The following is a 16,456-nucleotide window of genomic DNA, read 5'->3' on the forward strand; positions in this document are numbered from 1 at the left end:
CGCTGTGCCTAGGACAACATTATGATTGATAAAAGTTCAACTTCTTTAACAGAAGCACTTTCGCAAATAAAGGATGGCTCCACCATCATGATCGGTGGTTTTGGTACAGCAGGACAGCCTGCTGAACTGATCGATGGCTTAATTCAACTCGGCATTAAAGACCTCACGATTGTTAGCAACAATGCAGGCAATGGCGATTATGGTTTAGCCAAGCTGCTGAAAGCAGGTGCCGTGAAAAAAGTCATCTGTTCCTTCCCGCGTCAGTCCGACTCTTGGGTCTTCGATGAACTCTATCGTGCAGGCAAAATTGAGTTAGAGCTGGTCCCTCAAGGCAATTTGGCCTGTCGTATTCAAGCCGCAGGCATGGGACTCGGTGCAGTTTTCACCCCCACTGGTTACGGTACCTTATTGGCTGAAGGCAAAGAAACCCGTCACATCGACGGTAAAGATTATGTGTTGGAATATCCAATCAAAGCTGACTTTGCCCTGATTAAAGCGCAGCAAGGCGACCGTTGGGGTAACTTGGTTTACCGTAAATCGGCACGTAACTTCGGCCCGATTATGGCGATGGCTGCTGGTGTGACCATTGCTCAAGTCTCAGAAGTGGTGGACTTGGGTGAATTAGACCCTGAACACATCATCACCGCAGGTATTTTTGTTCAACACGTGGTACAGGTTCAACCTGAACCTGTTGCTGTGTAATCGGGAGAACATCATGAGCTATCAAAAACTCAGCCGTAACCAAATTGCAGAACGTGTGGCACAAGATATCCACGATGGTGCGTATGTCAATCTCGGGATTGGCTTACCAACCAAGATTGCCAGCTACCTTCCAAGCGACAAAGACGTATTCCTGCATTCTGAAAATGGTTTATTGGCTTTTGGTCCACCGCCTGAAAAAGGTCAAGAGGACCCTGAGTTGATCAATGCGGGTAAAGAATATGTGACCATGCTGCAAGGCGGTGCCTTTTTCCATCATGGTGACTCTTTTGCCATGATGCGTGGCGGTCACTTAGATATTGCCGTGCTTGGTGCCTTCCAAGTGGCAGCCAATGGTGACTTAGCCAACTGGCATACTGGTGCGCCCGATGCGATTCCTGCCGTCGGTGGTGCGATGGACTTAGCTGTCGGTGCCAAGAAAGTCTTTATTACCACCGACCATGTGACCAAACAAGGTGAACCAAAGATCGTGGCTGAACTGAGCTACCCAGCAACAGGTTTGAAGTGTGTGGATCGGATTTACACCGACCTGTGTGTGATTGATGTCACTGCTGAAGGTTTAAAAGTGATTGAAAAAGTCGACGGTCTAAGCTTTGCAGAATTGCAGGCGATGACGGGTGCTCCGTTGGTGGATGCGACACAACAGAATTAATGATTTGAATCCCCCTAAATCCCCCTTTGCTAAAGGGGGACTTCTCTAGCATCAAGTGCGGTAGGTCTCCCTCCTTTTTAAAGGAGGGATTAAGGGAGGATTAAGAGAAGAATAGATATGAAAAACGCTTATATCATCGATGCCATCCGTACCCCATTCGGACGTTATGCAGGTGGACTCGCTCCAGTGCGTGCCGATGACTTGGGTGCAGTGCCGATTCAAGCTTTAATACAACGTAATCCAAGTGTAGATTGGACACAAGTTGATGATGTGATCTATGGCTGCGCCAACCAAGCGGGAGAAGACAACCGGAATGTCGGACGCATGTCTGCACTGCTTGCAGGCTTACCTGTCGAAGTTCCAGCCACAACGGTGAATCGCTTATGTGGCTCATCACTCGATGCGATTGCCATGGCAGCGCGTGCAATTAAAGCCGGCGAAGCAGATTTAATCATCGCAGGTGGTGTGGAAAGTATGTCTCGTGCACCTTTTGTGATGGGTAAATCAGAAACCGCATATGGCCGTAGTCAAAAGATTGAAGACACCACTATGGGCTGGCGTTTTATTAATCCTCAGCTCAAAGCAATGTATGGTGTAGACACCATGCCGCAAACCGCGGAGAACGTAGCACAACAATTTAATATTGATCGCGCAGATCAAGACCAGTTTGCCTTGGCGAGTCAACAGCGCACCGCAACCGCGCAAGCTCAAGGCTTTTTTACACATGAGATCATCCCGGTGAGTATTGCTCAGCGTAAGGGTGATCCGATTGTGGTCGACACGGATGAACATCCACGTGCATCGACCACCTTAGAAGGTTTAGCCAAACTCAAGCCAGTCGTCACAGCTGAAGGCACCGTCACTGCGGGGAATGCATCAGGCATCAATGACGGTGCGGCTGCTGTACTGATTGCTTCAGAAGCAGCGATTCAGCAATACCAGCTTAAACCGCGTGCCAAAATCATTGCTTCAACAGCAGTGGGGGTTGAACCACGCATCATGGGCTTTGCTCCAGCACCTGCCATCAAGAAGCTCCTCAAACAAGCTAATCTGACATTAGAGCAGATGGATGTGATTGAGTTGAATGAAGCTTTTGCAGCACAAGCACTGGCCGTTACCCGTGACCTCGGTCTGGCAGACGATACGAGACAAGTGAATCCGAATGGTGGGGCGATTGCGATTGGTCATCCACTGGGTGCATCGGGCGCACGTTTAGTCACCACAGCATTAAATCAATTGGAACAAACCGGTGGCACCTATGCGCTATGTTCAATGTGCATTGGTGTCGGTCAAGGTATTGCAATGATTATTCAGCGAGTTTAACCCTTCTTCTGATCTGACGAGGTGTTTCTGCTCATAACACGTTTTGCTGATAACAACAGTAGAGACACTCAAAAATTTTTAATGAATTAAGGAAAAGTATATGCCAAGTTTTACTTCAAATAATGCCGAAATTCACTATCAGACCTTTGGTGACCCCAAAAATCCTGCGATCGTTTTTTCAAACTCGCTAGGCACAAACTTCAACATGTGGAAACCACAAATTACTTTTTTCCAGAAAAATTATTTTGTGATTTGCTATGACACTCGCGGGCATGGTCAGTCTTCTTCGCCTCAAGGGCCTTATGATATTGAACAACTTGGTCTAGACCTGATCCATTTATTGGACCATTTAAATATTGAGAAAGCCATTTTTTGTGGCATTTCAATGGGCGGACTTACAGGTCAGTGGTTAGTCATTCATAAACCTGAACGTTTTCACCGTGCCATTGTATGTAATACCTCTGCCAAAATTGGCAATGAACAGGCATGGAATGATCGCGCATCATTAGTACGCACCCAAGGTTTAGAACCCATTGCATCGACGGCTGCAAACCGTTGGTTTACCGAACCCTTTATCCAAAGCAACGCAGCAACTGTAGCAGCGCTTTCAAACGACTTAGGTGCTGGCAGCCCAGAAGGTTATGCGAGTTGTTGTGAAGCTTTGGCTAAAGCGGATTTACGTGAAAAACTCGAAAGCATTCACGTACCTTTACTTGTTATTGCAGGGCGTAAAGACCCCGTAACAACAGTCTCAGATGCACAGTACATGGTGAATCACATCCGAAGTAGTGCCCTATTTGAAATCGATGCCTCTCATATTTCAAATATCGAACAGCCCAAAGCCTTCAATCAGGCTATCTTAGACTTTATTGCTTAATGCGCTAGATCTGAACGCAAAACAGCCCAACATGGGCTGTTTTTTTCCTATTAAAAAAAATGATAGGAGTGCGTAAAAATAGTTATTGGCGGATTCAAGCGGCAAGTGCAACAGTATAAAAACCAGCCATAACTTCACTCGGTGTATACCAACCTAGTGTTTTTCTAGGACGATGGTTGAGTGCAAATTCTATCTGCTCTATTTGTTCGTTTGACACGCCATCAAACGATGATGATTTTGGCAGATATTGACGGATTAAACCATTCGTATTTTCATTTCTAGCTCGCTGAATAGACTTGTAAGGATCAGCAAAATACGTCTCTATGCCAGCATCAGTAATTCTTTTGTGTTCGGAAAATTCTTTGCCATTATCAAATGTCACACTATAAGCATGGCTCATTTGTAAACGATCTAATGCACAAGTAATCGTTTGAGAGGATGCTCTTGTTGGCCCTAAATGAACAATATGTACATACAGGCTCTTTCGATCAACGAGAGTCAATAAAGCACCTTTATGATGTTTACCAATCACCGTGTCACCTTCGAAATCTCCTAAACGTTGTCGTTGATCAATGACCTGGTGTCGGCAGTGAATACTTGTTTTATCAATGATTTGACCCCTACGATCCGTGTTTTTGTAACCGCGTTTTCGATATTTCTTCTGATGCCTTAAATGTAGATGAAGTTTACCGCCTTTTGATTTATCTTGATAAATGTACTGGTAAATCCACTCATGTGAAGGTACATCCAGCCAACCGCGTTGTGTTAAAGCACCTGAAATTTGTTCGGGTGACCAGTCCAAACCAATCAAATAATCAATATAAGCGAAGGCAAATGCTGTCATTGATGATGAAGGACGGTACCGTCTTTGACTTGCAAATTTAGCTGCCTGTTGAGCTCTATATCCACGTTGCCCAGTATTTCTTTTTAATTCACGGTAGATGGTTGATCGTGAACGTCCTAATTCCCGAGCAAGGGTAGCGATTGAACTTTTACTTTTCAAAGTAGCATAAATTTCGTATCTTTCATCTTGAGAAAGTTGGGTGTATTTCTTCATTGTGTGCTTTCCAATTACGAGTTGAAAAAGTCTAATGATTCTATGAATACACCTAACTTTTTCAACTAACTACAAATGTGTTGCACTTGGGATTTGAATCTGCGATTAAAAATATGCTGGCTTTGGCTCATTTAATTTTTCCTCTTAAAATCATCAAAACTCAAAAATTGTATATAAAACAAACTGAAATTATTATGATTGCAATATCATATCTCCGGAATTTCACTTATTGCCAATCCTAAACTCACTAGATCCCATCATGTAAAGCCGAATCTACCCAGTTAAAATGAGCAAAATAGCCAATTCTTTTCTTTTATAAATTTTCTCGCACAGCAAAAGCCCTGACGCAATAGGAGGATATTTTTTCAATACATTCTGCTACTCAGCAATTTTTCTACAGTCTTTTGCTTATTTAACGGCAAAATTTCTCAACCAAGAGGATGCTGAAAAGCACCGTTGGAAACCTAAATTTTCCTCTTACTGTTCCAATTTTTTCAGTTTTTTTCTAAAAGATCATGGCATCAGCTAGATAGACATTAACAACTGACAAAAACGTCCATATACATTTTAACGTAACAAGTTTATGTTTTAATTGATGAAAGTGATATTCTTCAAGTTCAGTATTGATCCAATAAAGCTTAGCAACTGAATTGATCATGGTCGTCAAGCCAACTAAAAGAGCTGGAATAAATTGATCAGATCATGTACAGATACAAACCATATCAAACTTCAGCTTTATTTTGATATACAGTTTAGTTACATAAGAAATGATCTAGATCTCATGTAGAGTGAGCTACCGACTAAGAAGTCTGAGTTGACCTCTTTTCAGGACTCGAGTTGCACCTGTGGCACAAAACGGAAACAAATCTGCTGCTTTTGGTCAATTTGGCTTACAATGTAAAAAAGAGTAATAATCCGAAAATTTGTAATCTTTTAACATTGTCAATTCCTTGCAAAATTTACATTATATTGCCGAAGTTTGGCACTAAGCATCTACGTCAATTCAAACAAACTATAAAAAAAATGTAGAACTTTATGCCATAATACGCAAACTTTGCAGCCATCTTGCAAAGATTTATTGCAATTTATAAATGGAGCAAGCTAAATGAGTTCGACCATTTTGGTTATTCATGGACCGAATCTAAATTTGCTAGGAATGCGCGAACCAGAGGTATATGGTTCTCTAACGCTGAACGACATCAATCAGCAACTCATTGCACAAGCTGAAAATGCTTCAATTTCTCTCGACGCTTTCCAAAGTAATTGGGAAGGTGCCATTGTCGACCGTATTCATCAAGCCCAAGCGGATGGCGTCCAATTTATTATTATTAACCCTGCTGCACTCACGCATACCTCTGTTGCTCTACGTGATGCCCTGCTTGGTGTAGCCATCCCATTTATTGAAGTTCATTTATCAAATGTTCATGCGCGCGAAGCGTTTAGACATCATTCATATTTATCAGATAAAGCCGTTGGCGTTATTTGTGGCTTAGGTGCTCAAGGTTATAGCGCTGCGCTCAATTACGCTCTCACTAAAATTCAACCCTCTACGCAATCATAATTAGGAATACTGTCACATGGATATTCGTAAAATCAAGAAACTCATCGACCTGATGATTGAATCTGACTTACAAGCGATTGAAGTTAAAGAAGGCGATCAATCGATTGCGCTGACTCGTCGTAGTCCAGTTGTTGCAGCTGGTGCTCCTGTTGCTATGGCGGCTCCTATTGCTCAAGCTCCAGCGGCTAAAACACCACGTGGTGCTGTAGAAACATCTCCAATGGTTGGTGTGTTTTACGCGGCTCCAAGCCCAGGTGAAGCGCCATTTGTTAAAGTCGGTCAAACCATCACTGCTGGTGAAACACTTGGTATTATCGAAGCAATGAAAATCATGAACCCGATTGAAGCAACGCAAAGCGGCGTGGTTGAAGAAATTTTAGTGAAAAACGGCGAAGTGATCCAATTCGGTCAACCATTATTCCGCTACCGCGCGTAATAGACGGGGACTTATAATGTTGCAAAAAGTTTTAATTGCAAACCGTGGTGAAATTGCCCTTCGCATCACCCGTGCCTGCAAAACTTTAGGGATTAAGACTGTAGGGATCTATTCAGATGCCGACAAAGACTTAATGCACCTACGTTTTGTAGACGAAGCAGTATGTATTGGACCAGGTGCGAGCAGCGAAAGCTACTTGAATATTCCTGCCATTATTACAGCAGCTGAAATTTCAGGTGCAGATGCCATTCACCCAGGTTATGGCTTCTTATCAGAAAATGCTGAATTTGCTGAAATTGTAGAAAACTCAGGTTTCATTTTTATTGGACCACGCCCTGAACACATCCGTTTGATGGGTAACAAAGTTTCTGCGATTACAGCAATGCGTAAAGCAGGTGTTCCAACCGTACCGGGTTCTGCAAATGCGGTTACACCGCAAAATGCGCTGGCTGAAGCTAAAGAAATTGGTTTCCCATTGATCGTGAAAGCTGCTTCTGGTGGTGGTGGTCGTGGTATGCGTATTGTAGAACGTGTCGATACCCTGCTCGAATCCGTTCAAGCTGCACAACGTGATGCTGAAATGTGGTTTGGCGATGACACGGTGTATATGGAACGTTTCCTACAAACACCTCGTCACGTTGAAGTCCAAGTTCTTGCTGATGGTAATGGCCACGCGATTCACCTCTATGACCGCGACTGCTCTTTGCAGCGTCGCCATCAGAAAGTGCTAGAAGAAGCGCCAGCGCCAAACTTACCTGAACAAGCACGTGCTGACATTTTAGAAGCTTGCGTAAATGCTTGTAAATTAATGCAGTACCGTGGTGCAGGTACATTCGAGTTCTTGTTTGAAGATGGTGAATTCTTCTTTATTGAGATGAATACACGTGTTCAAGTTGAGCACCCTGTAACTGAAATGGTGACAGGTATTGACATTATTGAACAACAGCTCCGCATTGCTGGTGGCTTAGGTCTTGAAATTGAACAAGATCAAGTTGAAGTCAAAGGACATGCGATTGAATGCCGTATCAATGCTGAAGATCCAACGACCTTCTTGCCTTCACCAGGTAAAATTGAGAATTTTTATGTGCCAGGTGGTGCAGGTATTCGTCTTGATTCGCATATCTATCAAGGCTATAGCATTCCGCCATACTATGACTCGATGATTGCAAAGCTGATCGCACACGGTAAGGATCGTAAAACATCACTTGCTCGAATGCGCCAAGCGCTTGATGAAATGATTCTGACCGGTATTAAAACCAATATTCCATTGCATAAAGATTTGATTCTTCAAGATGAAAAATTCTGTGAACAAGCAATGGATATTCACTACCTTGAAAAGCACTTATTAAAGCAAATTGAAGGCAATCAAGATAAATAACTGTCTTGATCCTTAAATAAAAAAACCGCGATTTATCGCGGTTTTTTTATTTATAAAACAATTAATTAAGGTAGTACACGACGTAGTGTTGCAAAGCATTGCTGTGCTTTATCATTGGCACAAAAATTAATGGTCGATGGACTTTGCCATTTCACAAAATACTGAGACATTTCACCAGTCTGGTCTTCTTGAGACCCAGAACAATCCACTTGGTTATTATCAAATTTGACTTGTAAAATCAAAGCAGGTAATTGCACATTTTTGTCGGTTGATGGCTGGTAATCATAAATTCCCGTAGACCATTCTTCCCCACTTTTAATCACAACATCACTATTACTTTTAAAATTATAGTATTCAACGCATTTACGATTATTTGGAATTTCCATTCCCCATAAGCCCACAATTTCAGGGCGTGTCGTTACACGAATATTATTTTGATTTGATGCTTGAGTATCCTCAGGCTGACTTGGCGTATTTGCCATAAGCACTGATGAAGTTAACATGAATAACATGCCGAGTAATGTTTTTTTCATACAAGCCATAATGTTTTTAAGCGTCTCACTAAATTAGCATATTTTGATTCAAAACATCATTTTATAACCATTTCATAACAATCTATTTTTTGTTATGGGTTGCAATCTCGATTTAACAAAACGATTTATTGTCAGCACTAGATAAATTCTCCTTTCAGAATCGAAAAAAGACCGCTTAAGCAGTCTTTTTTGTATTTCTTGATATTTGAATTTAGGCTACAGGTGCCAGTGTAAACAGCACCTGACCTGTTTTTACCGTTTGCCCTTTTTCAATGGTAATGGCTTCAACCTTCATCCGCTCAGGTGCAATAATGGGAATTTCAATTTTCATGGCTTCAATCACGGCCAAAGTTGCCCCTTCTTCCACAATGTCTCCAGAGGTACATTCAATTTTCCAAATAGAACCCGGCATATGCGACTCTACTGCACAACCACCTTCAGGAATTTGAATTTCACTATCATCTAACACCGTATCTATACTTTCAGAAACATGTTCAGCCAAACCTGCCTCATGCCAACGACGGCGTTCATCTTCAAAGTTCGCTTGCTGTACCGCTTTAAAACTTGAAATGGATGCCGCATTTTCAATGAGGAAGTCATTATATTCTTTTAGGTTTAAAATCCCATCTTCTACACGAAGCTTTAAGCGTCCCGCTTTAAAGTCTTCCCGCATTTGCATCAGTTCTGTTTCAGACACTTCGTAAAATTTAATTTGATCAAAGAAGCGCAGTAGCCATGGCTTATCCTGTTCAAAGTCGGGGTTTTTGCGGTAACGACTCCACATTTGGGTTGTACGTCCAACAAACTGATAACCGCCCGGGCCTTCCATGCCATAGACACACATATACGCGCCACCAATACCGACTGCATTTTCAGGCGTCCATGTACGTGCAGGATTATATTTGGTAGTTACTAAACGATGACGTGGGTCCAGCGGCGTTGCCACAGGTGCACCCAAATACACATCTCCCAAACCCATCACCAAATAATTGGTGCTGAATACGATATCCTTCACTGCTTGCTTTGAGTCTAAACCATTGATACGACGAATAAACTCTACATTGTCAGGACACCACGGCGCATCTGGACGGACTGTTTGCATATAACGTTCAGTCGCCAACTGAGTTTGTGAGTCCTCCCAAGCCAAAGGCAAATAGACTGTGCGCGACGGGACTTCCATTGCGGTCACATCAGGCAATTCACTTTCTGCTTGTTGTAAAAGGCACAATAAATGTTTTTGATCTAGCACTAATGAATCAAAATGAATTTGCAGTGAACGAATACCCGGTGTTAAATCAATAATTCCTTCGATACTTTGGTCTTTAACCCATTGCATTAAAGCATGAATACGGAAGCGTAAATTGAGATCTAAAACCAACTCTCCATATTCAACCAACAGATAACTATTACCTGCGGGACGATAGATTACATCGGGTGCAGCGCTCTCACCTTTTTGGGTCGCTAAAACGGCATCTGATAAGGTCTCCATTTCAGCATGAAAGCTTGGAGAAAATTCTACATTTTCAGTCGTATCTGCGGTTAACGCTGCGCTATATTTTTGATTCAATACTTGAGCTTGATCATAAGAAATTGGGATAAATTTAACTTTATCGCCCGCTTTAAGCTGACCAATTTTCCATAGTTCTGAGCTAACCACCACCGCTGGGCAAACGAAACCGCCCAAGCTTGGACCATCGGGTCCTAAAATAATTGGCATATCTCCAGTGAAGTCAATCGCGCCAATGGCATAAGCATTATCATGAATATTCGAAGGATGTAGTCCTGCTTCACCACCATCGGTACGCGCCCATTCAGGTTTTTCACCGACTAAACGAATGCCTGTACGACTTGAGTTAAAGTGAATTTCAAATTCTTGCTCAAAGAAGCACTCAATATCTCGTTTGGTGAAAAAGTCAGGCGCACCATGCGGTCCATACATCACTGCAATGTTCCAGGTCTGGCTAAAGCTCGGCACCTGTGCTGCACTGAGTGCAACAGTTTCTGCCGATGAGTACGCCGTAATGGGCAACATATCTCCAATCAGTAAATTGCGTCCTGCATGACCACCAAACTGACCTAAAGTAAAAGTTGCTTGTGAGCCTAAGTAGGTAGGGACATTGAACCCGCCTTTAATGCCAATATAACTACGACAACCTGTGGTGATTTTACCTGTTTTAAGAATTTGCCCTTTTTTAACATTAAGGGTCTGCCACATAGCAACGTCGACACCATCCAATGTCGCAAGCATGTCGCCACCCGTAATCACGATTTGGCTATCACAGTGAAACTTTAAAGTTGGGCCTTGTAATGTACATTCGAGCCCTGCGGTATTAAATGGATTCCCCAATAGTTGATTAGCAACATTTAACGATAGTGGATCAATCGCACCCGATGGTGGAACACCAACATCCCAATAACCCAAACGACCATTGACATCTTGTATTGACGTTTGAATACCGGACTGTAATACCTCAACTTTTTGGGTTTTCCACTCAAAAGTATTTAAGAAACGTGTAGTCTGTGTCCCTGCTTTAAACACTTCACAGTCAATAATATTTTGTAAATACTCAAGATTGGTTTCAATTCCTGCCACTGAGGTGTTTGCCAAAGTATCGCTCATGGCCTGAATTGCACTTTCACGGTTTTCGTGAGTCACAATGATTTTGGCAATCATTGGATCATAAAAGGAAGACACGTTTGAACCTGTTTCTACCCATGTTTCATTACGCGCTTGCCGATTAAACTCGACATAAGTCAATAAGCCAGCACTGGGTTGAAAGTTTTTAATTGGATCTTCAGCATATAAACGGACTTGGATCGAATGGCCTTTAGGTGCAAGCGGCTCTGTTGGCACAGTCCAGTCACCGCTACCTAAAGTGACCATCCATTCCACAAGGTCTACACCAAACACTTGTTCAGTCACGCCATGTTCAACTTGTAGACGTGTATTCACCTCTAAGAAGTAGAATTTTTGGGTGTCTGTATCCATCACAAATTCAACCGTACCTGCCGAACGGTAATTCACTGACTGCATCAATTCAACGGCAACAGCTTGAATATAAGCACGTTGTTCATCATTTAAATGTGGTGCAGGAGTTTCCTCGATTACCTTTTGGTTACGGCGCTGTACTGAACAGTCCCGCTCTCCCAAAGCCAGAACCAAACCTTGACCATCACCAAAAATTTGGACTTCAATATGACGCGCATTTTCCACAAACTTTTCTAAATACAAACCTGCATCTTTAAAGTTCGCTTGTGCCAAATAAGATACCGTTGCATAAGCATCTTTAAGCTCTGCTTCATTCCACACCAAACGCATACCAATACCACCACCACCTGCGGTACTTTTCAGCATCACGGGATAACCGATACGATTCGCCTCTACCAGTGCTTCCGCTTCATCTGCTAAAAGTTGGCTCCCCGGTAACAATGGCACGTTCGCCTGAATGGCTAGTTCACGCGCAGTATGCTTTAAGCCAAAACTACGCATTTGTGCAGAATTCGGCCCTAGAAACACAATGCCCTGTGACTCGCATAAATCACAAAACTCCGCATTTTCAGACAGGAAACCATAGCCCGGATGAATGGCTTCAGCACCTGCTTCTTTCGCGACCTGTAAGATTTTTTCAATATTTAAATAACTTTGACTGGCTGGGCTATCACCAATAAATACCGCTTCATCAGCCAAAGTCACATGCAAGGAATCACGGTCTGCTTCTGAATACACCGCAACAGACTGAATGCCTAAATTCTTTAATGTGCGAATTACTCGGCAGGCAATTGCCCCACGGTTAGCAATGAGAACTTTTTTAAACATGCTGATTACTCCTTGCTTTCACGTACAATCAGTTGAATTTTAGTCGGGTTATAGGCATTACAGGGGTTGTTCAGTTGTGGGCAGTTAGAAATCAGCACGATGAGATCCATCTCTGCTTGAATTTCAACATATTTACCCGGCGCCGATATTCCATCATCAAACTTGAGATGCCCATCACTACTCACGGGTACATTCATAAAGAAGTTAATATTAGGCCCAATATGACGGACATTTAGTCCATGCTTTTTTGCGATAGGGTGCAAAGCTAAAGCTGTCATAAAGTTATTACGGCAACTGTGCATCGGAAATGTGTCGTGTGCATAGCGTACGGTGTTACTTTCACATGAACAAGCACCGCCTAAGGTGTCATGGCGACCACAGTTATCATCATGGATCGTGGCGATTTTGTTGCCATAGTTGGTATATAGAGCTGTGCCTTTTTCGAGATAAATTTGCTGATTAATGGCTAAAGTATCAGTTGCGCTATAACGCTCTTCGGGGTTGCTCGCAGAAATAAATAAAGTATCGACTGCTTGGTTGCCTTCGAGGTCAATAATCCGGAAATATTGCCCTTTCTGGACTTCACCCATCCATGCTTCGCCCGCTGGACAAACTTCATTTAAAAAAGCTTGATCAAATGCTTGTAAACTGGTCATGCGTATTCTCCTTGGGCTTAAACAGCATCGAATGCGTAATAACGCGCGTTGTTTTGAAAACCGCGTTGGTTTTGTGGGCATGAATCACGACAGACATCGTGTATTGCTAAAGCGGAGGCTTTGAATAAGCGCATTTGAATATCAGCAGGATGATACTTTGTTGCTTGGCTCAAACTATGTGGCGCGGCAGATAAGAACACCAGACAGTCCATCTCAAAACGCAGTTCAATAGTTTGATGGGTATTATCGACATCGATATAAGATAAGTTGCCTGCATCATCAGGGCGAACTTTAGAGAATAAATTGACCGTAGCTGACAGGTCAGCTTGACCTAATGAGAACTTGGTCATTTCAAGTAACAGGCTGTCGCGTCCACTCCGATACATCTCATTTCTTGCATCTTGAAAAGTTTGAGTACCAAACTGTTTTTGAATTTGTTCTGTACGACTAGGACCACACAAAGCATCATTCCAACCATGATCATCGTGAACAATTGAGGCCATAACCCGACCTAAGTCTGAATACAACACATGTCCTGTACTTAGAAATGCCGTATGCTGTGCCTTTAGACTATCTGGCATATTAAAGCATTCGAGCTTGTCTTCACTGTTGACACAGAAAAGAGAAACGTTGGCTTGTGCCCCCAAGGCTTTAAACTGTAAGACTGTGCCTCGTTGAATACGCCCAGACCAGTGATGTCCACCCGGTAAAAGTTCAGTCCATAGTGCGTTATCGTCGTGGTAAATTATTGTGCTCATGCGCTTCTGCCTAAATCGTAACTGTTTACCTCCCGGGCTTTTATCCCTCCGTGTAGCTCTTTCGAACCGTGAACTCTCGGTCGCAGACATACATAAAATAGATATGTATCGGAACCCTAGATCACTCTTTCAGATTAGACGATGCAAAGGCTGTGCCAATTTAGTATTACGATTTTTAAACTTCGTAATACTATTTATGAGCAATAAATGGGCACTTTAGATTTCAAGCACACATATTTTCGCTATGCGCACTAAAAAGCATCAAATTTTAAGAATTACTTCATTAAAATTTCATGGAACATGTGACGCAGCCACTGGTGACTGGTTTTGTGATGACAAGACATATGCCAATACTGTTTCACCCCATAACTTGGGAAGGCAATTGGCGCATTGAAGATCTTTAAATTGCCGCGTGAAAGCAGCACTTCACTTAAATAATACGGGACTGTCGCAATTGCATCGGTTTCTTGTACCACCAAGCCTACCCCTAAATAGCTCGGTAAACGCATTAAAATGTCACGTTTTAGTTCTAAATTAAGTAGTTCGTTTTCAATATGGTAATGTCCCATGCCTGCATCAATATCGATATGTGACTCAGCCAAGTACTGCGCTGTGCTGATACTGTCACCTGTCAAACGCGGATGATCTTTGGCAGCAATCACCACATAATACTGCTCGAACAGTTGCTGTTGATAAAAGCCATTTTCCAGTTGAGGTAAAAAACCCAGCGCCAAATCAATCTCACCATTTGCCATTTGATAACTGGTTTCAGAGGTGATCGGACGGATATTCAAACGAATATGCGGCGCATGTTTCTTTAAGTATTGCGAAATTTTCGGCAACAGCACCAAATGCGAAACATCGGTCATGGCCAAACTAAACTGTTGCTGCGAAGTGGCTTGGTCAAAATCAATCGTAAAGTTATTGATGATTTCAACCTTGTTTAAAGCCTCACTGACCAATGGAAATAACTGTTTCGACAGCTCAGTTGGCACCATTTCATTGCCAATCCGCAAAAATAGCGGATCATTATAATGTTGGCGAATTTTATTCAGAATGTTACTCACCGTCGGTTGACTCATTTCTAAATGATCAGCCGCCAGTGACACACTTTTAAACTTATAAACGTAAAAAAAGATACTGAGTAATTTACAGTCCAGTTCAAACACGAAAAAAATGTTCCTTATATGCATGTGATGGTAGACGATCCATCATCTACCCATTATAGCGATGATCCAATGCTCAAAACTTACTTTTACAAGCATCTAGGTCTAATATCAGACATTTCAGCAATAAAAGCACATTAATTATACCTTTAGCTGTTCTGAACAATTGATGCTTTCCCTGAAAAGTTATGACGCATGATCTTCATGTATTTTACAAAATAAAAAAGGCCCGAATCAATCGAACCTTTGATGAAATCAACCATGCCAATTATAGCTATTTAAATCATTTTCTTCACAGGCATAGCTAAGAATATTTACAGTTTTAGTCCAGCAGCTCGACGGCAATAGCAGTCGCCTCACCACCACCAATACATAAAGCAGCTACACCCTTCTTCCCACCAGTACGTTTCAAGGCATGCAGTAAAGTCACGATAATACGTGAACCAGATGAACCCAATGGATGACCAAGTGCACAAGCACCACCATTCACATTAACTTTTGCAGGGTCTAAATGAAAACCATCAATTGCAAGCATTGTGACCATCGCAAATGCTTCATTGACTTCCCACAGATCCACATCACTCGCAGACCAACCTGCTTTGGCTAAAACTTTCTCAATGGCACCTACAGGGGCAATGGTGAACTCAGATGGATGCTGGGAATTACTTGCATAAGCCACAACTTTTGCCAATGGCTTAAGACCACGTGCATCAGCAACTTCGGATGAAGTTACAACCAATGCCGAAGCACCATCCGAAATAGAGCTCGAATTTGCCGCGGTAATCGTGCCGTCTTTTTTAAATGCCGGACGTAAAGTTGGAATTTTATCCACTTTGGCATTGAGCGGCTGTTCATCCTGATCAACCACAACATCGCCTTTACGGCTACTCACCGTCACAGGCACGATTTCATCTTTAAAGAAACCACCTTGAATCGCAGCAACGGCTTTATTTAAAGAACCAATGGCATACTGATCTTGCTGCTCACGGGTATAGCCTTTTTTATCTGCCATTTCTTGAGCAAGTACACCCATCGACAGACCTGTTTCAGCATCTTCTAAACCTTCTTGGAACATGTGATCAGTGGTTTTACCATGTCCCATACGGTAGCCCGCGCGTGCTTTTTCAAGTAAGTACGGCGCATTTGACATCGACTCCATACCACCGGCCACCACAATTTCAGCTGAGCCCGCTTTAATCGCATCAGCCGCTTGCATGACGGCTTTCATACCAGAGCCGCAAATTTTATTGATGGTTGTTGCACCCGTTGAGTCAGGTAGACCCGCCATACGCATTGCTTGACGTGCAGGGCCTTGTTTTAAACCTGCTGGAAGTACGCAACCAAAGATCACTTCATCCACATCGGTTGGTTGTAGGCCAGAACGGTTTAACACTTCTCTAATTGTCACCGCACCAAGTTCAGGCGCGGTACAGCTCGACAGTGAACCTTGAAAACCACCCATTGCTGTACGTACACCGTCTACAATAACAATCATTTTCTATTTCATCCTTTTTTGCGTTTT

At 42.7% G+C, this 16,456-nt stretch carries 14 protein-coding genes and 1 riboswitch; of the genes, 7 read left to right on the forward strand and 7 right to left on the reverse strand.

The genetic code is table 11. The annotated features are described in order from the left end of the window. Positions 1 to 21: 21 nt before the first annotated feature. From AC4CUZ_RS12755 to pcaD, 4 genes are all read left to right on the forward strand, one after another. Positions 22 to 702 carry a 3-oxoacid CoA-transferase subunit A gene (locus AC4CUZ_RS12755; RefSeq protein ID WP_490747681.1) on the forward strand — a complete coding sequence of 227 codons (681 nt, stop codon included), beginning with the start codon at positions 22 to 24 and terminating at the stop codon, positions 700 to 702. Between the two features lie 13 nt (positions 703 to 715). Further along, the gene (locus tag AC4CUZ_RS12760; protein WP_490747682.1) at positions 716 to 1,372 is read left to right on the forward strand and encodes a 3-oxoacid CoA-transferase subunit B; all 657 of its coding nucleotides are present in this window, start codon (positions 716 to 718) and stop codon (positions 1,370 to 1,372) included. 117 nt (positions 1,373 to 1,489) lie between these two features. Then, positions 1,490 to 2,695, forward strand: a complete 1,206-nt coding sequence (pcaF, locus tag AC4CUZ_RS12765; RefSeq protein WP_490747683.1) for a 3-oxoadipyl-CoA thiolase — start codon at positions 1,490 to 1,492, stop codon at positions 2,693 to 2,695. A 100-nt stretch (positions 2,696 to 2,795) separates the two neighbouring features. Then, positions 2,796 to 3,572, forward strand: coding sequence for a 3-oxoadipate enol-lactonase (gene pcaD, locus AC4CUZ_RS12770; protein WP_490747684.1), 777 nt, complete (start codon positions 2,796 to 2,798; stop codon positions 3,570 to 3,572). Between the two features lie 94 nt (positions 3,573 to 3,666). Here pcaD and AC4CUZ_RS12775 read toward each other — a convergent pair whose 3' ends face one another. Continuing rightward, a complete protein-coding gene (locus AC4CUZ_RS12775; protein WP_004691346.1) occupies positions 3,667 to 4,629 on the reverse strand; it encodes an IS30-like element IS18 family transposase in 963 nt (320 codons plus the stop codon). A 1,105-nt stretch (positions 4,630 to 5,734) separates the two neighbouring features. On the opposite strand from AC4CUZ_RS12775, the gene aroQ reads away from it, so the two are divergent. The 3 genes from aroQ to accC are packed head-to-tail and all read left to right on the forward strand — an operon-like array spanning position 5,735 to position 8,004. Further along, positions 5,735 to 6,190, forward strand: a complete 456-nt coding sequence (gene aroQ / locus AC4CUZ_RS12780; RefSeq protein ID WP_205668078.1) for a type II 3-dehydroquinate dehydratase — start codon at positions 5,735 to 5,737, stop codon at positions 6,188 to 6,190. 16 nt (positions 6,191 to 6,206) lie between these two features. Continuing rightward, on the forward strand, positions 6,207 to 6,626 hold the full coding sequence (accB, locus tag AC4CUZ_RS12785; protein WP_176537684.1) for an acetyl-CoA carboxylase biotin carboxyl carrier protein: 420 nt from the start codon (positions 6,207 to 6,209) through the stop codon (positions 6,624 to 6,626). Positions 6,627 to 6,642: 16 nt separating this feature from the next. Next, positions 6,643 to 8,004, forward strand: a complete 1,362-nt coding sequence (accC, locus tag AC4CUZ_RS12790; RefSeq protein ID WP_005399493.1) for an acetyl-CoA carboxylase biotin carboxylase subunit — start codon at positions 6,643 to 6,645, stop codon at positions 8,002 to 8,004. 65 nt (positions 8,005 to 8,069) lie between these two features. Here the strand turns inward: accC and AC4CUZ_RS12795 are convergent, their stop codons facing one another. The 6 genes from AC4CUZ_RS12795 to AC4CUZ_RS12820 form a co-directional block, all read right to left on the reverse strand. Then, positions 8,070 to 8,507 (reverse strand): hypothetical protein, encoded by a 438-nt coding sequence (locus tag AC4CUZ_RS12795; RefSeq protein WP_224216854.1) that lies wholly within the window; start codon positions 8,505 to 8,507, stop codon positions 8,070 to 8,072. A gap of 241 nt (positions 8,508 to 8,748) precedes the next feature. Then, the gene (gene uca, locus AC4CUZ_RS12800; RefSeq protein ID WP_490747685.1) at positions 8,749 to 12,354 is read right to left on the reverse strand and encodes an urea carboxylase; all 3,606 of its coding nucleotides are present in this window, start codon (positions 12,352 to 12,354) and stop codon (positions 8,749 to 8,751) included. A gap of 5 nt (positions 12,355 to 12,359) precedes the next feature. Then, positions 12,360 to 13,010 (reverse strand): urea amidolyase associated protein UAAP2, encoded by a 651-nt coding sequence (locus tag AC4CUZ_RS12805; protein WP_490747686.1) that lies wholly within the window; start codon positions 13,008 to 13,010, stop codon positions 12,360 to 12,362. 17 nt (positions 13,011 to 13,027) lie between these two features. Continuing rightward, positions 13,028 to 13,768, reverse strand: a complete 741-nt coding sequence (locus tag AC4CUZ_RS12810; protein ID WP_490747687.1) for an urea amidolyase associated protein UAAP1 — start codon at positions 13,766 to 13,768, stop codon at positions 13,028 to 13,030. 27 nt (positions 13,769 to 13,795) lie between these two features. Continuing rightward, positions 13,796 to 13,899, reverse strand: a riboswitch (guanidine-I (ykkC/yxkD leader). Positions 13,900 to 14,043: 144 nt separating this feature from the next. Continuing rightward, a complete protein-coding gene (locus AC4CUZ_RS12815) occupies positions 14,044 to 14,937 on the reverse strand; it encodes a LysR family transcriptional regulator (protein ID WP_004979763.1) in 894 nt (297 codons plus the stop codon). Positions 14,938 to 15,256: 319 nt separating this feature from the next. Next, entirely contained in the window at positions 15,257 to 16,429 is a 1,173-nt protein-coding gene (locus AC4CUZ_RS12820; protein ID WP_151837004.1) for a thiolase family protein, read from the reverse strand. Positions 16,430 to 16,456 lie beyond the last annotated feature (27 nt).

It is taken from the genome of Acinetobacter sp. 789_lipA (assembly GCF_058242845.1).

Coding starts and splice junctions, on each gene's coding strand:
- pcaF (WP_490747683.1), top strand. CDS start 1,490: ATGAAAAACGCTTATATCATCGATGCCATCCGTACCCCATTCGGACGT.
- AC4CUZ_RS12755 (WP_490747681.1), top strand. CDS start 22: ATGATTGATAAAAGTTCAACTTCTTTAACAGAAGCACTTTCGCAAATA.
- AC4CUZ_RS12810 (WP_490747687.1), bottom strand. CDS start 13,768: ATGAGCACAATAATTTACCACGACGATAACGCACTATGGACTGAACTT.
- AC4CUZ_RS12805 (WP_490747686.1), bottom strand. CDS start 13,010: ATGACCAGTTTACAAGCATTTGATCAAGCTTTTTTAAATGAAGTTTGT.
- accB (WP_176537684.1), top strand. CDS start 6,207: ATGGATATTCGTAAAATCAAGAAACTCATCGACCTGATGATTGAATCT.
- AC4CUZ_RS12775 (WP_004691346.1), bottom strand. CDS start 4,629: ATGAAGAAATACACCCAACTTTCTCAAGATGAAAGATACGAAATTTAT.
- accC (WP_005399493.1), top strand. CDS start 6,643: ATGTTGCAAAAAGTTTTAATTGCAAACCGTGGTGAAATTGCCCTTCGC.
- AC4CUZ_RS12795 (WP_224216854.1), bottom strand. CDS start 8,507: ATGTTAACTTCATCAGTGCTTATGGCAAATACGCCAAGTCAGCCTGAG.
- pcaD (WP_490747684.1), top strand. CDS start 2,796: ATGCCAAGTTTTACTTCAAATAATGCCGAAATTCACTATCAGACCTTT.
- aroQ (WP_205668078.1), top strand. CDS start 5,735: ATGAGTTCGACCATTTTGGTTATTCATGGACCGAATCTAAATTTGCTA.
- AC4CUZ_RS12760 (WP_490747682.1), top strand. CDS start 716: ATGAGCTATCAAAAACTCAGCCGTAACCAAATTGCAGAACGTGTGGCA.
- uca (WP_490747685.1), bottom strand. CDS start 12,354: ATGTTTAAAAAAGTTCTCATTGCTAACCGTGGGGCAATTGCCTGCCGA.
- AC4CUZ_RS12820 (WP_151837004.1), bottom strand. CDS start 16,429: ATGATTGTTATTGTAGACGGTGTACGTACAGCAATGGGTGGTTTTCAA.